This is a genomic window from Synergistetes bacterium HGW-Synergistetes-1, from assembly GCA_002839185.1.
Taxonomy (GTDB): Bacteria; Synergistota; Synergistia; order Synergistales; family Synergistaceae; genus Caenicola.
Map to the genome: position 1 here is coordinate 98,109 of PGXO01000010.1, position 17,673 is coordinate 115,781.

Below are 17,673 nucleotides of genomic sequence, written 5' to 3' on the forward strand. Positions count from 1 at the left end.
TTACTTCAGGCTTTCCTTTACAGAATCAGAAATAGACTTGAGTCCTCTAGCAAGCTCATCATGCAAAGGCCAGCCATAACCGATCCTCATGTATCGTTTGCTCTGCTCAAACCAGTGCCCGGGACCTACATACGTACCGTATTTCTCATTCATTAAGCGGTAAACCTTTTCAACATCCACTTCTACTTCCGGTTTTATCCTCGGAAAACAAGTGCAGGCGGCTCTTGGTTCAACCCATTCCATGAATTCTTCCTGTTCTATCCACTCTTTAACAACTGCAAATCTATCCGCTATAGTCGCGTCGTTTTGCTTGATCCATTCATCTTTTTGCGACAAAGCGACATAGCCGATATATTCATCGACTACACTGCCTCCAATACATACCTGTTCTTTGGCACAAAGCAGAAGATCGTTTATCTTTTTATTCCGGCATACAGTCCAGCCTATTCGAATACCGGGAATCCCATATGTTTTAGAGAGTGATGATACGGATATTACCTTGTCAGAAAGAGAAGCTGCGACAGGAAGGACTTCATCCTTAAACATATCTCTGTATGTTTCGTCTATGAGAAGCCAGACATCGTGTTTTTCAGCTATTGCAATTACTTCTTTTAGCTCTGAAAGAGACATCATCGTTCCCGTAGGGTTGTGAGGGTTAGTCAATGAAATGTACTTAGTGTCAGGTTTTATCATATACTTGAGTTTGTCAATATCTACTTTAAATCCTTCTTCAAACTTCTGGTCGAGATAGCTAATGTCGGCACCTATTGCACGAGGCGTTTCAATATTTGTTCCATAATTTGGTCTTGCGACTATCATTTTGTCGCCGGGTTCCAAGAGAGACGATGCAACTAAAAACAGAGCTGAAGCAGCACCGGCAGTAACAAGCACATCATTTGGATCGTCTAAGCCGGACTGCTGAGCAATAGTTTCACGGAGGCGGGGATCTCCGAGGTGATCACCATAAGGAAGGATCATGTCGTCGATCACAAGTCCAAGACCTCTTATATTCCTGTCTCTAACTGAAGTCTCTGTTAGGTTGTTTTTTATTTTTTCATATCCTAACTGCTCAGGCGATTCTTTTTCTATGGACATCCTTACGTATTTCATTTTATTATCCTCCTGTTGTCACATGTTGCTTCCGGCGTTTCTATTACACGCGCGCACGTGTTTACAACAAGAAGTTTATTGTCATGAAAAACGCAAATCAAACACCATTTTATATAATAAAAAACAATTATTGACCACTTTTTTGTAAATAAACAACAGGTAAGCCTAACTACTTTTGCTAAAATAGGATAGAATATAGCAAAATTATTTCTTTTAAAACCATAAAAATCTACATATTCAACTAGTTAACAAAAAATTGGATCGTTTTTTGGTTTTGAATCACATAGGTAATATTATAAAAAATTACAACATTTGGGTGGTTTTTATGTATTACATGATCTCAGATTTTTTGAACACATATGGATCTAATGTCTCTTTGATAGCCGGCAGTGGAGGGCTTTCGAGGATCGTTAAGGACGTTGGAATACTTGACTATGAACTGGACACTTCTTTAAGGAGCAAATATTTCCACACAAGTCTTTTTAGGGATCAACTTGTGCTGACAACTTTTCTTTGCGCAAAAGATGACATATCAATGATCGGAGAGGGCATAAAACACCTTCTCAAGCAAGATGCAAGCGCTTTGGCAATAAGAAATGTATTTCATCTCCCCATCCCCGAATCTGTACTGAGATATGCTGATTCCAAAAATTTTCCAATAATATTGATCAATTCGATGGATATATATTTTGAAAAGATCATTTATGACGTCAACAGATATGTCGAACGAATGGCAGATATTAACTTTATGCAAAATGAGGTAAATATACTGCTTTCACGAAAACTTTCAACAGATGAGGTCAGAGACCATGCGAAACTCATAGATCCGTCGTTTGAGGAAAGGTATATAGCCATATATTTTATGAGCCGGGACTATTTTAGCGAATCAGACTTTCTTGAATGCTTTGAAAGATATGACAAGAGTTGTTTTTCAACACCAGCAAGTACTATGTGCCTCTACAAACACGGCGCATTTTTGTTCTATTCCTGCGATGACACCTCAGTAATGTTCGATGACAATTTTGTGTCCCAGGCTGTAAAAAAGATCTTCCCGGACCCATCTAACTACACAATAGGAATAAGCAGACCGCACTTCAGCCTTGGGGAATTTTCAGTCTGCCTCAGAGAAAGTCTTTGTGCAGCACTTTTAAACAAAAATCTCCAAAAGCCTTTTTTGAGATACAGTGAGCTTGGGGCATATGAGATAATTTTCCCCTTTGCAAAAAGCAAAGAAATGCAGGATTTTAAGAAAAAAGTTCTGGAGCCAATTAATGAGTGCGACGCAGAGAACAACACAAACTTGCTTGAAACACTTACCCAATATGTACTATCCGGCTGCAAAATGCGCGTTGCAGCAAAAATGACTTTACAGCATGAAAATACAGTCCGCTACAGATTAGAAAAGATAGCTATACTGACCGGACTCGATTTTAAATCCGAGGCACAGCGGGAAGAGCTCTCACTAGCGGTAAAAATTGACATATGCAGCGGACTGCTTGGAGATGAAGTATGATTTTTCCCAAAGTTCAGATTATGATCTACGGTCTTAAAATTTCATCATTCCGCCCTCGGCTGCTGAGGCAGCGAGTTTTGCGTATATGCCCAGGATGCCTTTCAGTTCCTTCTGAGGAGGTCTTTTCCAATCTTTTAGGCGGGCTTCAAGCTCCTCGGGAGAGAGGTCTACATCCAGTTTTTTATTTTCAACATCTATGGTGATGATGTCTCCGTCCCTGACTGCGGCTATGGGGCCGCCTTCAGCGGCTTCGGGGGATATGTGGCCGACAAAGCAGCCGTTGTTGGTTCCGGAGAAACGGCCGTCTGTAATTATCGCGGTCTTTTTTGCAAGGCCCCTGCCGTAAAGCAGTTTCATGGCGAAATACATTTCACGCATTCCGGGGCCGCCTTTCGGGCCCTCGTAACGGATGACCAGGACATCGCCCTCTTTTATATTCCCGTCAAGGATCGCCCGGTTCGCATCTTCTTCGCAGTCAAAGACTCTTGCAGGTCCGGAAAAATGGTACATCGACGGATCCATAGCGATGGGTTTTGTTATCCCTGTCCCCGGAGCAAGGTTACCCCGCATCACTGCCAGACCGCCCGATTTGCAGAAAGGATCTTCCTTTGTACGTATCACACGCCTGTCAACTCCGAAGGGACTTGACCGATCCTCAAGGTTCTCGCCAAGGCTCTTTCCGCTTACAGTCATGCAAGAGAGGTCTATCTCGTTTTCCAGCTCCTTCATGACCTGCGGGATGCCTCCGGCGCGGTAAAAGTCCTCCATATCGTACTCTGAGGCAGGATTTACCATAGCGATAGACGGGATATTTTGACTCGCCCTGTCGTAAATATCTATCATTGTCCCGGGTGCTATACCTATCTCGTTCCCTATGGCTGAAAGGTGAATGAAGCAGTTAGTCGAGCCGCCGGTAGCGACCATTATCTTCGCAGTGTTTTCAAGGGAGTCTTTCGTAATGATGTCGTGCGCTGTGATGTTTTGCCTGACAAGTTCGACGATCTTTTTCCCGGTCTCTTCCGCTGCCCTGGAACGGGCAGCGCTTGTAGCGGGTATAAGGGACGATCCCGGGAGGGACATGCCCATGGCTTCTGCCGCGCAACCCATCGAGTTGGCGGTGCCGTAGTATGAGCATGAACCGCATGAGGGTGCGGCATTGTCTTCGAGCATTGATAAAGTCTCTTTTGTGATCCGTCCGGCACTCAGCATACCCACAGCCTCCGATACAGAGGTGGAGTCGCTTTTGCGCCCGTCAAACGAAACTCCTCCGGCCATTGGACCTCCGACAAGCAATATCGCCGGAATGCCCAGCCTGGCGGCCGCCATCAGCATGCCCGGAACTATTTTATCGCATGATCCAAGCATAACAATGCCATCAAGCCTGTGGGCTTCGGCCATTGCTTCGATGTCGCATGCTATAAGGTCTCTGGTGGGGAGTATGTATTTCATGCCGTTATGTCCGCATGACTGTCCGTCACAGGCGGCTATTACGCCAAACTCGACCGCCATTCCGCCTGCCCTGTATATGCCCTTTTTTACGAACTCAGAAAGGTTCCTGAGGTTGTAATGTCCTGGCACCAGCTCGTTCCATGAGTTTGCTATTCCTATTAGGGGACCCTTTAGGTCTTCGTCAGAGAAGCCCATAGATTTATAAAGGGCCCTGTTTTCAGTAAACACCGGATCTGAAAGTATTTCGGAACTTCTGAATTTCATAATAATATCTTCCTTCGGCTATCTGCTTCTACTTAAGAAAATAATCTTTCATTATATTGCTCTCGCTCTTTGCGATATGTTCGTAGAGCAAAGATGAGAGGCCCCTGGCATCCCTGTCTCGAAGCTTTTCCAGTATCTCAACGTGCTGACCGATCGTTTCATGGATGTTTGCCAGGGACTGCGCAGAAAGCTTCTGGAAACGTTTTATCTGCGCGTGGTATGTTGTGATGATGGCACCAATACGTTTATTAGTCGCGTATTTCGTTATGGTCAGGTGTAGGAGCAGATCCATGTCAGAGACGCGAGTCAGGTCTACCTCTCCTGCGAGCGCAGCCTTTTTGAGGACTTTCCAGCCTCTCTCCATCTCGTCTATCTCCTCTTCCGGGATCCTGTTTACTGCGGAAAGTGCTGCGAAGGGTTCCAGCAGTTTGCGTATATCGTATATCTCTTTGAGATCTTCGAGGGATATTTCTGATACAAAGGCGCCTTTTTGGGGAATTATCTTGACGTATCCGTCCTGTTCCAGGCTGCGCAGGGCTTCACGGATAGGCGTTCTGCTGACCCCTATCTCCCTGGCAAGCTGGTTTTCGGGCAATGGAGCTCCCATCTCGATCTCTCTTGATTCGATAGCGTCACGGATCCATTCGTATGCTTTGGTCCAGCTGGCCTTTTCTTGGTCATGCATTAATGACACCCTCCATTATTTTAACTTAACTGTATACAGCAAACATACATCTTTATCACAGTTTTGTCCATATATTTCATTGAATATCCGGCAATATACTACATCCGGCCGGATCGATAAACAAAAATCTGTTTACAAGCTGAACCTTTGATATAAGAGGATTCACAAATTTCAGAGTTGACATAAATATTAGCAGATACTATTATGCAAACATATTTAAGAAAACTTTTTTGACCGGACGATCTATTCATAGGGTAATGCCAAAACGGAATGGGATAATCTTTGCATGTATACAGACTACATACTTGCGATACACAAGTCACATACCATAGAAGGGCAAAGCTGATGAGATACGACATACCATACGGAGATAAGAAAGTATTTTTTGAGGCGCCGGAAGGAGCTGTCATATTCGAAGGAAAAATGACCAGTATCCCCGGAATCAAAGATTTGGAAGGTGCACTGATCTCGGCGCTTGAATCGCCTATCGGAGCCCCCTCACTCAAAGACCTCGCCAGGGACAAAAAAAATATTGTATTTTTGGTCGAGGACAACACACGAAGCACTCCTCTCCACATCATCATGCCTATCATTACAGATTACCTGAACGAAAACGGTGTTCCGGACAGCGCTATGAGTTTCCTCACAGCTCCCGGAACCCACAGGCTCATGACCAACGAAGAAATCCTGGAAAAACTCGGTGCTGAAATGGTAAGGCGTTTCAAAGTGCTACAGCACGACGCCAACGTGAGCGAAGACATGAAGGATCTCGGAACAGTCCCTGCAGGCGATTATAAGATCCCTGTACACGTAAACAAATACGCATTGGGGGCTGATCTCCTGGTCGGCATCGGCAATATAGTGCCGCACTGCGACGCCGGTTATTCGGGCGGCGCAAAGATACTTCAGCCGGGAGTCTGTGATTTCGTTACCACATCAGCTACCCACGCGGCGGCAGGCTTCTGCCCTGACATTCCCCTAGGAATGGCAGACGGCAATCCATGCCGCATGGGCATGGAAGAGGTGGCAAAGATCGCCGGACTCGCCTTTATCGTCAACACAGTAAAGAACTATGAGGGAGAGGTAGCCGGCATTTTTGCAGGAGACTTCATCAAAGCTCACAGAGAGGGAGTAAAGCTTGCGAAAAGATCCTACAGTATAAGTGTGCCGGAACCTGCAGACATCGTCATCGTAAGCTCTTCACCATCAGATATGGACTATTGGCAGGCCTGTAAAGGTACGACCTGCGCATACTTCGCAGTCAAAAAAGGCGGAGTAGTGATATTCGCTGCTCCATGCACAGAAGGACTGGCTCACAACCATCCCCGTTTCAGAGAGTGGCTCTCGCTGCCCCTGGACGAGGTCCTCAGAAGGCTTCTCGCGGCTTCCCCTGAAGATGTGGAAGCTGACATGGTCTCTGCGGTGCTGTCTGTCTGCAACTGCCGGGCCAGGGACAAGGCGAAAATATACTGCGTCTCTGACGGCCTGACAGGAGAAGATCTTGCCGCGATGCAGTACAAGCCATTCCCCACAGTTCAGGCTGCTCTTGATGAAGCAATGCGCCTGATCCCCAACGCCACAATAGGCATTATTCCAAAGGGCGGCATTTCACTGCCGGTCCTCGAAAATATATAGCAAAAGAAAGGCGGCTGACTATGTTTCTTACGGATGAAGAAAAACGGATACTTGACGGAGCCGAAGGTGCCGGAAAGCAGAAAGCAATGGAAATGCTCTATGCGCTCGGGCTTACCTTCGACGCGGAAAAGCTGATCCCGATAAAGCGTGCTCATGTAGCGCTGAGCGGACAGGAGGGCGACACTTACTGGTGCGAGCTCCTTGTAGAAGGTGGCGCTACCTGCGCTGTTCCGCCAACGACCAATCCATACTGGAACACTGACTACCTGACCAAATTCTATGACGTAACTAAAGAGGAACTCGACCTGGCTAACCGCACAGGCGAAGCATACCGCAAGATAGGCGCGATACTGACATACCACTGCGCTCCAGGAGTATGCTCCAACGTACCATTCCTTGGAGAGCACATAGCATTTTCGGAATCAAGCGCGACTCCCTATGTGAACGGAGCCCTGGGTGCACGCTCAAACCGTGAGTCATCAATAAGCGCGCTTGCTGCCGCAGTAGTCGGAAAGACCCCTTATTACGGATACCACCTAGACGAAAACAGGCACGGCGACATTCTTATTGAAGTCGATGCCGAACTCAGCGAATGTTACGACTGGGGCATCCTCGGGCACTGCATCGGAGAGATGGCAGGATCGCTTGACCCTGTCCTTGTATTCAAAAATAAGGTGCTTCCCTCGCAGGAAGACTTCCTTTACTTCGGAGCCGAGGCCGCGACAAGCGGAGCAGTCGCAATGTATCACATGGTGGGCATCACGCCTGAGGCATTCACTCTCGAAGCAGCTTTCGGCGGCAAAAAAGTTCCCGCCCCCGCAGCACTTATCACCAATAAAACACTGAAGGACCAAGAGACAAAACTTACAGCAGCTACAGGTGACATCAACCTGGTAATGCTTGGCTGCCCTCACTACACATACAGCCAGATCCTCGAAATCGAAAGGCTCTTCGCCGGAAGGAAGGTCAGCCACAACACCGCCTTCTGGATACTCGCGGAATCCGGTGCCGTAGAGCTTGCCGAGCGTTCCCGACTCCGCCAGAAGCTGGAGCTTTTGGGAGTCCGCATGGTCGGAAACACCTGCATCGACGAACCCTGCTGGAAATCATTCGAAGGCAGCCTTGGCGTGACAGACTCTCCTAAATGCGCATACTACAGGGAGCGCCGCGGACAGCCATTCGCTATCCGCAGGCTTTCAGAGTGTGTCGAGGCAGCAATAAAAGGGAGGCTGGACTAATGTCTGAGGATATGAAAGTCTATAAGTGCCGCAAGATAGTAAAGGGCAGCGCATGCGGAGAGGCTGTCGTCTCCACTGACGCGATGTGTTTCTACCTGACTGACCCAGAGACCGGCATTGTAATAGAAAGAAATCATGCGATACATGGCAAAAGCATCGCCAACAAGATACTGGTACTCAAATCAGGCAAGGGCAGCTCTGTCGTCCAGGTAGACGGTTTCTACCAGCTGTGGGTCAAAAACAATCTACCTGCCGCAATCATACTCAAGGATACAGAACCTGTCATAGTATCCTCTGCCGTAATGGTCGGATGTACGATGGTCGACCGCATGGAGTCCGACCCCTATGAAGCCATCGCGGACGGTGACTACGTAGAGGTCGACGCTGACAAGGGTGAGATCCGCGTTAGAAAAAATAAGCAAGCATAAAAATAGGTAGTTACGCCGCAAAAAGGGCGTTTTCTATAATTCTGTAATAAGCAAAAAATTAAAGGGGGAAACAGCAAATGAAGAAGTTTTTGTCAGTATTTATGGTTATTTTAGTAGTCGCTGTATTCGCGGGTACCGCTTTCGCGGCTCCGGAATACACTATCAAGGTCGGTTACATCGGTTCCGATTCGCACCCGACAATGAAGGCAATGAAAGAAGTCTTCGTGAAACAGGTCGAAGAGGGTTCAAAGGGCAAGATCAAGGTCGAGCTCTATCCCAACGGACAGCTTGGCGGTGACCGTGAGCTTTCAGAAGGAGTACAGATGGGCACGATCCAGATGGCTATCCCCTCTTCGTCCGCGCTCGCAGGATTCGACAAGAGGATTCAGGCTCTAGACCTGCCCTATCTCTTCACGTCAAGAAAGACCGCATTTGAAGCAGTAGACGGTATTCTCGGAGAGAAACTTAACGGCTACCTGGCTGCCAAAGGCATACTTATTCTCGGCTACCAGGAGAACGGATTCCGCCACGTGACCAACAGCAAGAAACCCATCAAGAGCCCTGCAGACCTCAAAGGCCTGAAGATCCGTACGATGGAAAACCCGATGCACATCGCATTCTTCAAGGCACTCGGAGCAAACCCTACACCAATGAGCTGGGGCGAACTCTACACCGCGCTGCAGCAGGGAACTGTTGATGCACAGGAAAACCCCTATGCAATGATCGACGACGGTAAGTTCTATGAAGTCCAGAAGTTTGTTTCCGAAACAGGGCACGTCTTCTCCTACGAGATCCTTATCGCAAACAAGAAGTTCATGGAGAAACTCCCCGCAGATCTCAACAAGCTCGTAGTCAAGGCTGCCAAGGACGCTACAGCAAAACAGCGTCAGCTTATGGAAAAAGAGGAAGGCGCATTCAAGCAAAAAGTAATCAAAGCCGGAATGAAGGCAAACTCCCTCACAACAGAAGAGAAAAAACCCTTTGTAGAAGCAACAGCGAAGGTCTACCCAATGTTCGAAAAGGATCTCGGCAAGGATCTTATGGAAATAATCAAGAAAGTACAGAAATAAGAGTAAGTTTTGCACCACCGCTTCCGCCCTGCGGGACGGAAGCGGCTTTTTGGCATTAAGAGGGGGTCGAACCTGCAATGACTGTGAGTAAATTCCTTGATAATTTTGAAGAGTACTTCTGCGTTTGGACGATGGCCATAATGACAGTTATAGTCTTTATTCAGGTCGTAATGAGATATGTTTTTTCAAACTCGCTCTCGTGGAGCGAGGAATTGGCCCGTTTCATTTTCCTATGGCTCTCCTGGATCGGCGCCAGCTACGCAGTAAAAGAAAGAAGCCACTTCAGGGTGGAAATGTTTGCTAATATGATAAAAGGAAAATCACGCATATATTTTGAATATATGATTTTGATAGTATGGTTCGTATTCAGCTTCTTCCTCGCATGGCAGGGAACATTGCTGCTGATCTTTCTGCAGGAAACAGGCCAGGAATCAGCTGCAATGCAGATACCTATGACATGGCCTTACGCCTCGGTTCCTATTGGATGTGCCATGATGTGTCTCAGGCTCATCGTTGAACTTTATAAACTCCACAAAAACGGTCTGCCTGTTCCGGCTTTACAGTCAGCAGAGACAGCGAAATAGGGGGCGGGACCATGGAAGCTGTTATCCTTTTTTCTATCCTGATAATCACCATAGCGTTAAGTATACCTATCGGAATAACTCTCGGACTCGCCACAGGCATCGCGATGTGGCTGACATCAGACATCCCTATGATAATGCTGGCACAGAAATCTGTGACAGGTCTGGATTCCTTCCCTCTTCTGGCTATCCCCTTCTTTATCCTCGCTGGGGCCCTGATGTGCAACGGAGGCATTTCCCGCCGTCTTGTAGCGCTGGCTGAAAGTCTTGTCGGCTACATCGTCGGAGGCCTTGCTATGGTAACGGTCCTCGCCTGCATGTTCTTTGCGGCAATATCGGGATCGGGACCGGCAACTGTCTCGGCCATCGGCTCCTTTATGATCCCATCTATGAAGGAGAGGAAGTACGATGCAGGTTTCGCAGCTGCGATAACCGCAGCTGCGGGAACGATCGGGGTCATAATCCCCCCGAGCATACCTTTCGTCATCTACTGTGTCGTTGCTCAGTGCTCGATAGGCGATATGTTCATTGCCGGCATCATCCCCGGGATCATAATAGGAATTGCCCTGATGTTAGTATGCTACATAACTGCCAGGAAGCGCAATTACAAAACCATGACTGATCGTCCAAGGTTCTCTGAGGTCGCCAAAGCCTTTAAAGAATCTTTCTGGGCACTGCTTGTTCCCCTCATTATCCTAGGAGGCATATACGGAGGCATTTTCACTCCTACGGAAGCAGCTGTCGTCGCAGTTGTGTATTCTGTGGTAATAGGGAAATTCGTTTACCGAGAGCTGGACATGAAGGTCCTCTATGACTGTCTAAAATCTACAGGGCTCATCAACGGGGCAACTTCGTTCCTCATAGGGCTCTCGATGGCCTTTGCGAGCTATCTTGCGATGGCACAGATACCGGCTAAGATAGCTGCATGGCTCACTACTTTCGTTGACAGTCCATTTCTCCTCCTCATGATCATCAACGTTTTTCTTCTTGTCATCGGTTGCTTCGTGGACAACATTGCCGCAGTCATCATCCTGACGCCTATACTGCTTCCGGTAGTCAAGATGATAGGAATAGACCCGATACACTTTGGGCTCATAATCACCGTCAACCTTGCTTGCGGCTTTATCTCGCCACCATACGGGATCAACCTCTTCGTTGCATCTGCAATATCCGGGGAGAGCATTGAGAGTATTTCAAGGGAGATCATCCCGGCTTTCGTTGCAATGGTGGGATGCCTGCTTCTCTTTACATATTTCCCTATCTTCAGCATGGGACTGCTGCAGATGATGAGGTAATAAAGCTCACTTCACTATCGCAAAAAGCGGCTGACGTATATATGCGTCAGCCGCTTTTACTTTGAAACTCAGTCTATCGGTAGCAAAAATATCATTTTATCTCAATTATCCGGTTCTGTTTTTCCTGATGCATTAGCTTATAATGAGGCAGCTCAGCCTTTTGCTTTAAGATCCCGATTTCTAGATCTGTAAAAAAATGATATATTAAAGCGGTATCAGGCAGGAGATGATAAGATGCGCCCGATCCTCTTTGAATACAGTTTTATAACTGTCAGGACCAGTTATGTTTTTTGGTTTGCGGCCGTCTCCCTTTTCATGTACTGGACACGCTCCCGAGCCGTAAGCAAGTATGGCCTGGATCACAACAGAACGACGGATGCGATAGTGTGGACTTTTTTTGCAGCCGCCGCAGGTGCTCTCTTTTTTGACTTTTTTGGCAAAGCCGTCCTGCTTTTTACAAATGACCCATCATTCAGAGGCTTCTTCCCTGCCGAGCTCTCCTCTTCCGGCGGGATATTATTCGGCGGCCTTGCCGGCATATATAAATCCTACAGGGAAAAACTGCGATGGAATGATTTTGCAGATGCTGCGATGATACCTGCGGCAGCCGCAATAGCCGTGTGGAGGCTGGGATGCTTTTCCGACGGATGCTGCCGCGGGATCGGCCTCGACAACTCGCCGCTGCCTTGGTTTGCCGTGCATTATCCAGATGATCCTACTTCCATTTTCCGATACCCATATCCTTTGATCGAATCAGCCTTCATGCTGGCGCTGATGCTGTTTCTGACTGCGGCTGAAAAGATCTTTTTAAAAAAGAGGGCGCGTGGACATACACTGCTTACTCCTCTCTTCATACTTGCTTACGGTGCTTTTCGTCTTTTGACCGACCCGATAAGAGAAGCGGGACTAAGAAACGGGGGACTGCTGATCTTTGCCGTCTTCGTCCTCGTAGGAACTCTGGCATCTCTCTTAACGATATACAGGTCCGTTCACCCGGATAAATAAAAGATCCGCCTCAAGCCAGGAACACCCGGAACATTTCTGATCCTGACGTTATTTTTAATTTCAGCCTGATGCTGTATATTATGTAACAGTATTTTCTGTCCGGAACAATTTCTAAAAGACCGCTGAGGATCTTATACAATGTTTGTCTCAGAAGATAGGGGAAGTGCTTCAGTATCTAACATGAGAAAACAGAAGGGCTTCACATTAATAGAAATACTCCTCGCAGTCGGGCTGGTCGGCATTATTGCTGTCGCTGCCCTGGCTCCGCTCGTGTTTACTGTGCAGTCCCTTGAGACCGTTCAGAAGGACTGGGGAAAAAACATGAAAGCGATGGGAGCTGCCGACAGGATATTTTACGACACAAGAAATTTTGCCGTGAGCGATTCTTTCCCGATTTTTCGGACTGTACATAAGGATGGACTGATTGTCGGAGAGGATGACAGGCTCCTTGTCTGGTCGGCTGCTCCTGTTAAAGAGAACAAAGCGCCGGGGCTCATAGTTTATAAGATAGTATCTTCATCAAGCCTCAATAAGTATGAACCGGGACTCTACCGATGGGAGATACCAGGATGGAGATCTGCGGCAAAGGGTTCCAACAAAGAGGAGGGGCCTACTGCTTTGGATACTGACAGCCTGAAACCTGAAGATGGCAAAATGGTGCTCAAAGATGCAGAGGGGCTAAAACTCTCCGTCTGGTCAGGTGAGTCATGGTCCGATGAATATACAGGGGATCTCCCGAAAGCCATGAGGGTAACGATAACACTAAACGGAAGAAAGCAAGTTTATGAAGATTCACTCCCGACGATCCTCAAAGAATAAGGGATTCATCCTTATATCCGTAATGATATCAGTCACGTTGCTGCTTACTGCTGCGACAGCATTTTCGTGGTACGCAAGGACTGAGATGAAAAGGGCGGAGGCGGTAAGCTTCATAGCCAGAAGCAGGAGCATTGCTGAGATCGCCTGCAAGTATGCATCAAAAAAGATTGCGGAGGATAATAACGGATATGACAGCCGATCTGAGCCCCTTTACGCTTATAATGGTGTATTGAGGTCGGAGATAGATGGTTTCAGTGTAGAAGTTGCCATTGAGCCTCTTGATGACAGGATCCCTATAAACGGTATTTTGCTGCCGGATAAGGTCACCATAAGGTCTGAGTACTCCGACGCATGGGATAGGATATGGGAGAATGTGGGTTTCCCCTGGCTTTCCGCGGTAGTTTTGGATTTCATTGACTCCGACAGCAGCCAAAAGCTGGAAGGAAGCGAAAGGGATACAAGCATCAACCGCGAACTGAGCGATCTTGCCGAGCTCAGACTGATAAATGAGATAGACGATGGGGTGCTGTGGGGTACAAAGGACATCCCCGTAGGACTGGCAGGATATCTTACCGTTTACGGAAAAGAAAAGGTCAATATCAACACCGCTTCGCCACAGGTGATAGCAATAATGGACGAGAAGATCGACATTGCCCAGGCTCGGAATTTTGCCGCGTTAAGGATGATGTATCCTATAAGAAGCCTGGATGATATGAAAAAGATTCCTAACATTCCTGTGGAAGTCATTACAAAGCTTTCTAATGTTATCGCTTTTGAAAGCTCTTATTTTCGTCTGAATATCAATGTATCATATGGAAATGATAAGGAAAGGAATTTCAGGATCATACTAAAACGGGGAAACGAATCTTGCAGCGTGGTGCGATGGGAGGAATAGGCAAGGCAGATGACAATTTTCAACAAACTGAAAGACTCATTATCACAAAATGCGAGGAGCAATGCAAAAATGGATGATAATATCCGTTTCTGTACTGAAGAGGATATTGTCGATCGCAATGTGACCCTGCCTTCCGCACAGAACGGACGGACCATCGCGCTCCTTCAGCTCAGGACGCTCTCAGTCCACCCTTTTTCCTTCCCTTTCGGAAAAAACGGGAGGGTGAGAGATGCCCTGAAGATGTCATTCAGGTATGCGCTCGGAAACGATGACGATTCCATCCTCATGATACCCCAGGTGACAGAACAGGGAACTGACAAAACTGAAGGAGTCGTATGGTTCGTTTCGAAGGCCGAAATAGAGGAAACAGAAGGAAGGCTGGGCGACGGGATCACTTTCTGGCCGGCTCCACTGGCTTTGTTCCATGAGACAGGAGGCAATGGCCTGGCAATATGGAACGCTGACAGCGGAACCTCCGGAATGCTTTTTAAGGACCGGTCTCCTCTTCTATACAGATGGACACCTTGTGCAGAAAACTCCGTGAATGACCTTGAGAAATGGTTTGTCGATTACTCCCGATCCGCGGACATCCCGATAAATAATATCATCCTTGCAGAAAGATCATCTCTTTCTGCAAGAAGTATCCAAAAAGCAGGAAGAGAGACCCTGAGGTCATTAACGGGCTCGGTCTCCCTTGATCTTTCAACTAAAAGCGCCGACAGCGCCAAAAAACTGGAATTTTTTTTCGCCGCAGCCTTCAGCACAGCCAGAGCTGCGGTCTTCCTTGGACTCTTGTTTCTTGTCCTTTCGGCAGGAGCTTTTTTTTACAGCATACTGAACAGTGATCATTTTGAGGACGTTCCCTTTGAAATTTACGGGATCGCTTTTGGAGAGAGATCCAACAGCCCTCTGGCATCTTCAGCAGCAAGGGTAAAAAACCTGGGCGCCAACGGAACTAACATGAGTCTGGAACAGACTCTGGACAACATAGCAACCGTGTGGAAAACATCTGCTTCAACAGACTCTCTGAAACTTGATGCGATCAGATACGGAACTGAGCGCACTGAGATACAGGGCACTGCGACCGGCAGCGGTCCAGTCGAGTCTCTTCGGGATTCCCTGAATAAAAACGGCTTCAATGCAAAGATCTCCGACATCCAACAGATCCCCGGGTCTGGAATGCGTTTTTCCATAGGTCTTGAGAGTTCGGAAGGGAGCGGGCAGAAATGATCGAAGAGATAAGGGGACTGCCTGAGACAAAAAAACTGATACGCCTTGGACTGCTTGCCCTTTTAGTCTGGACAGCGGGGACAGCGTTCTTCCTGGAAGCTTCATCCATTCTGAACAGCAGCAAAGATAGGGTCATGGACACAGGAAAGATCCTTGATGCGGCAAATACCTTTTACTCGTATCCTTCACGAACTTCTGCAGAGGGAAAAGAGCCTTTGTCACTCCTTACGGATGCGATAAATGAACTCAGCCTGAAAGACCGTGTGGGGCTGATGAACTCAGGATCGTCGGGGCTGACTGTCCAGATGACTGAACTGAACGGAGCCGAATTTGTATCTTTCCTGAAGCGTCTCTCTGAAAAGGGCCTTCAGGTGAACACAGCCGATATAAGAGCTATAACTTCCGCTCAAAAGGGAAGGCTCATCAACGCATCAATGCTGATAGGAGCAAACAGCGATGGCTCTTTATAAACCTCTTAAGATCATTTTTGCAGGACTGTGCGGCCTCATTGCAGGTATGGTCCTTTTTTTCCCATGGGACTCAGCTGCAGAGTATGCCGCGAGCAGGGCAGCCGCGACAGCTTCGGAAAAAAACATTTTTCTCTCATTCCAAAATATTTATACTGAGGGTCTTCTGGACAGGAAATTCATCTGCAGAGGCTTCACAGCCGATATGCCCGCTGTGTCGATCAAAGTCAGCGAAGCCAGAGTGGACCCGATGTTCATAAGGTCTCTGATATCCGCTTCCAAAACCGGGACTCTGTCCTTTGGCAGGGGAGAGATCACAACGGTAACAAAGCAAAAGCTCAAATGGACCTCCGGCACTGCAAATATAAAATCCAACGGAGACACCCTATATATCGATGACATTACGCTTACCGGTGACGTATCGGCAAAGGGCTTTATTAATATTTCAAATGAGACAGGTAATATAGTAAACGCAGATATAACCGCCCGTTTTCCCGATGAGTTTGACAGGGCGCTTCAGATGCTGAGCAATATGCAGGTGCTCCCCCTGACAAAGATCAGCTCCGGAGAATGGAGGATATCAAGGTGAAAGAAGACCTGAGATGCCGTTTGTCCGAATTAAAAAATGAGATGTATGAGCTGTTCAAAAACGGATACACCTCTGGCGGCAAACTGCAGTCAAAGGGCGTTGTTGTACCTGCCGTGTCATTTCTTGCAGGTCTCATCATCGCATCAGTTATGTGTTTTTTCATAGAATTTTCTCTGCTGAATGGATCAGCTGAGGCAAAATATAATCTTGCTGAGGCAGTCTCAAGAAGATCTCCATCGCTTATCCACTCTGCGAATACGTATCCTTACCAGGATTTTTCTGATTCAAACCCACTGGGAGCGCTTATGCCGGACAAGGGCAGTTCAAACGATCAGTCGTATCAGATCAAAGACATGAGCCTTGCGGGAACGCTCCCAGGCATTGGAGCGTGGGTCCGCGACAGATCCTCAACGCGTTTCATATTGAAAGGCGAGGAAATAAACGGTTACAAACTGGACAATGTCAAATACATGGAAGTCACTCTCCTGAAGGGTGATCAGGGACATCTCCTGTTTATGAACATCTCTACCGGCAATCTGACACCACCGCAAATGGCCTCAAACCGCACTCAGCCAAGCAACGCTCCACCTAAAAAAACTTCCCCCAAAAAGGTCCATCCTGGAATAGAACCTGCATCGGAAGGGGTAGATGGAGTGGTACCGAGGGAACTGGTGGACAAGCTGCTGATGAACCCTTATGACGAGATCGCCAAGATGAGGATGGTCCCTGCCGAGGGCGGCGGCATGCAGCTGGCAAGGATAGATCCTGACAGTGTCCTTGGGATGGTCGGGGTCCAGAAGGACGATGTCATAAAAGCCGTAAACGGAGTTGAGATATCCAATCTCAGCGATGCGACGAACGCTGTCAATTCGATGATGTCGGGCACAAGGTTTGACGTGAAGGTCGAAAGGTCCGGCAAACCTCTGGAATTAAAATATCAGGTAAAATGAACGTCAAGAGGAAACGCGCTTTCACATTAGTTGAAGTTATGGTGGCTGTGGTCATACTGTCCCTGACTGCAACCGCAGCGATAAGGCTTGTTATGCTTGGACAGGAAGGACTCAGAGGAGCAAAGGCCGAGATCACGCTGACACAAGAGGCAAAAGCTATCAGGACAGGTATAATGCTGGAAACAATAGAGACGTCAGGCAGGAGCGGCGATATAATATGGGAAACCTCCGAAGGGACAAGGGAAATGTTCGGCGAGGATTTCGGGAAACTTGATTTTTCCGGTCCCGAACAGACAGAAATGATCGTTATCAAAGAAGATATGAGATGGAAAAAGATTAAGGTCAGCAACACGAAAGAAGACCGTAATATCGTCATATATATGCCATATGACTGATACTGGATAATTATCGCCGCTATTGGACAGCCTTTACAGACAGTTTGTAAAAAAA

General features: G+C 47.4%; 18 protein-coding genes. 15 read left to right on the top strand and 3 right to left on the bottom strand.

Annotation, left to right across the window (positions count from 1 at the left end; all coding sequences use genetic code 11):
* Positions 1–1,110 (bottom strand): aspartate aminotransferase, encoded by a 1,110-nt coding sequence (locus CVV54_08965; GenBank protein ID PKL03817.1) that lies wholly within the window; start codon positions 1,108–1,110, stop codon positions 1–3.
* A 325-nt stretch (positions 1,111–1,435) separates the two neighbouring features.
* Here CVV54_08965 and CVV54_08970 point away from each other — a divergent pair, with 325 nt between their 5' ends.
* Positions 1,436–2,623 (top strand): hypothetical protein, encoded by a 1,188-nt coding sequence (locus CVV54_08970; GenBank protein ID PKL03818.1) that lies wholly within the window; start codon positions 1,436–1,438, stop codon positions 2,621–2,623.
* 33 nt (positions 2,624–2,656) lie between these two features.
* Here the strand turns inward: CVV54_08970 and ilvD are convergent, their stop codons facing one another.
* A complete protein-coding gene (gene ilvD, locus CVV54_08975; protein PKL03819.1) occupies positions 2,657–4,336 on the bottom strand; it encodes a dihydroxy-acid dehydratase in 1,680 nt (559 codons plus the stop codon).
* Positions 4,337–4,364: 28 nt separating this feature from the next.
* Positions 4,365–5,021 carry a hypothetical protein gene (locus CVV54_08980; GenBank protein PKL03820.1) on the bottom strand — a complete coding sequence of 219 codons (657 nt, stop codon included), beginning with the start codon at positions 5,019–5,021 and terminating at the stop codon, positions 4,365–4,367.
* A gap of 345 nt (positions 5,022–5,366) precedes the next feature.
* Between CVV54_08980 and CVV54_08985 the strand changes: the two genes are divergently transcribed.
* The 14 genes from CVV54_08985 to CVV54_09050 all read left to right on the top strand — a co-directional run bounded on the left by CVV54_08985 (position 5,367) and on the right by CVV54_09050 (position 17,618).
* Positions 5,367–6,656: a hypothetical protein gene (locus tag CVV54_08985; protein PKL03821.1), complete on the top strand. Its 1,290-nt coding sequence runs from the start codon at positions 5,367–5,369 to the stop codon at positions 6,654–6,656.
* 20 nt (positions 6,657–6,676) lie between these two features.
* Positions 6,677–7,894: a hypothetical protein gene (locus CVV54_08990; protein ID PKL03822.1), complete on the top strand. Its 1,218-nt coding sequence runs from the start codon at positions 6,677–6,679 to the stop codon at positions 7,892–7,894.
* Positions 7,894–8,322, top strand: coding sequence for a hypothetical protein (locus tag CVV54_08995; GenBank protein ID PKL03823.1), 429 nt, complete (start codon positions 7,894–7,896; stop codon positions 8,320–8,322). Before CVV54_08990 ends, CVV54_08995 begins: the two co-directional genes overlap by 1 nt.
* 77 nt (positions 8,323–8,399) lie before the next feature.
* Positions 8,400–9,392, top strand: a complete 993-nt coding sequence (locus CVV54_09000) for a C4-dicarboxylate ABC transporter substrate-binding protein (protein PKL03824.1) — start codon at positions 8,400–8,402, stop codon at positions 9,390–9,392.
* A 77-nt stretch (positions 9,393–9,469) separates the two neighbouring features.
* The gene (locus CVV54_09005) at positions 9,470–9,976 is read left to right on the top strand and encodes a TRAP transporter small permease (protein ID PKL03825.1); all 507 of its coding nucleotides are present in this window, start codon (positions 9,470–9,472) and stop codon (positions 9,974–9,976) included.
* Between the two features lie 11 nt (positions 9,977–9,987).
* Complete coding sequence (locus tag CVV54_09010) at positions 9,988–11,268, top strand: C4-dicarboxylate ABC transporter permease (protein PKL03826.1); 1,281 nt, start codon at positions 9,988–9,990, stop codon at positions 11,266–11,268.
* 234 nt (positions 11,269–11,502) lie between these two features.
* Complete coding sequence (locus CVV54_09015) at positions 11,503–12,273, top strand: hypothetical protein (GenBank protein ID PKL03827.1); 771 nt, start codon at positions 11,503–11,505, stop codon at positions 12,271–12,273.
* Between the two features lie 138 nt (positions 12,274–12,411).
* Positions 12,412–13,092 carry a hypothetical protein gene (locus CVV54_09020; protein ID PKL03828.1) on the top strand — a complete coding sequence of 227 codons (681 nt, stop codon included), beginning with the start codon at positions 12,412–12,414 and terminating at the stop codon, positions 13,090–13,092.
* Positions 13,058–13,987, top strand: coding sequence for a hypothetical protein (locus tag CVV54_09025; GenBank protein ID PKL03829.1), 930 nt, complete (start codon positions 13,058–13,060; stop codon positions 13,985–13,987). Before CVV54_09020 ends, CVV54_09025 begins: the two co-directional genes overlap by 35 nt.
* 9 nt (positions 13,988–13,996) lie before the next feature.
* Positions 13,997–15,217, top strand: a complete 1,221-nt coding sequence (locus tag CVV54_09030) for a hypothetical protein (protein PKL03830.1) — start codon at positions 13,997–13,999, stop codon at positions 15,215–15,217.
* Positions 15,214–15,687, top strand: a complete 474-nt coding sequence (locus tag CVV54_09035) for a hypothetical protein (protein ID PKL03831.1) — start codon at positions 15,214–15,216, stop codon at positions 15,685–15,687. Before CVV54_09030 ends, CVV54_09035 begins: the two co-directional genes overlap by 4 nt.
* Positions 15,674–16,273, top strand: coding sequence for a hypothetical protein (locus CVV54_09040; protein PKL03832.1), 600 nt, complete (start codon positions 15,674–15,676; stop codon positions 16,271–16,273). Before CVV54_09035 ends, CVV54_09040 begins: the two co-directional genes overlap by 14 nt.
* Positions 16,270–17,223 (top strand): hypothetical protein, encoded by a 954-nt coding sequence (locus CVV54_09045; protein PKL03833.1) that lies wholly within the window; start codon positions 16,270–16,272, stop codon positions 17,221–17,223. Before CVV54_09040 ends, CVV54_09045 begins: the two co-directional genes overlap by 4 nt.
* Positions 17,220–17,618 (top strand): hypothetical protein, encoded by a 399-nt coding sequence (locus CVV54_09050; protein ID PKL03834.1) that lies wholly within the window; start codon positions 17,220–17,222, stop codon positions 17,616–17,618. The genes CVV54_09045 and CVV54_09050 overlap by 4 nt, the downstream gene beginning before the upstream one ends.
* Positions 17,619–17,673 lie beyond the last annotated feature (55 nt).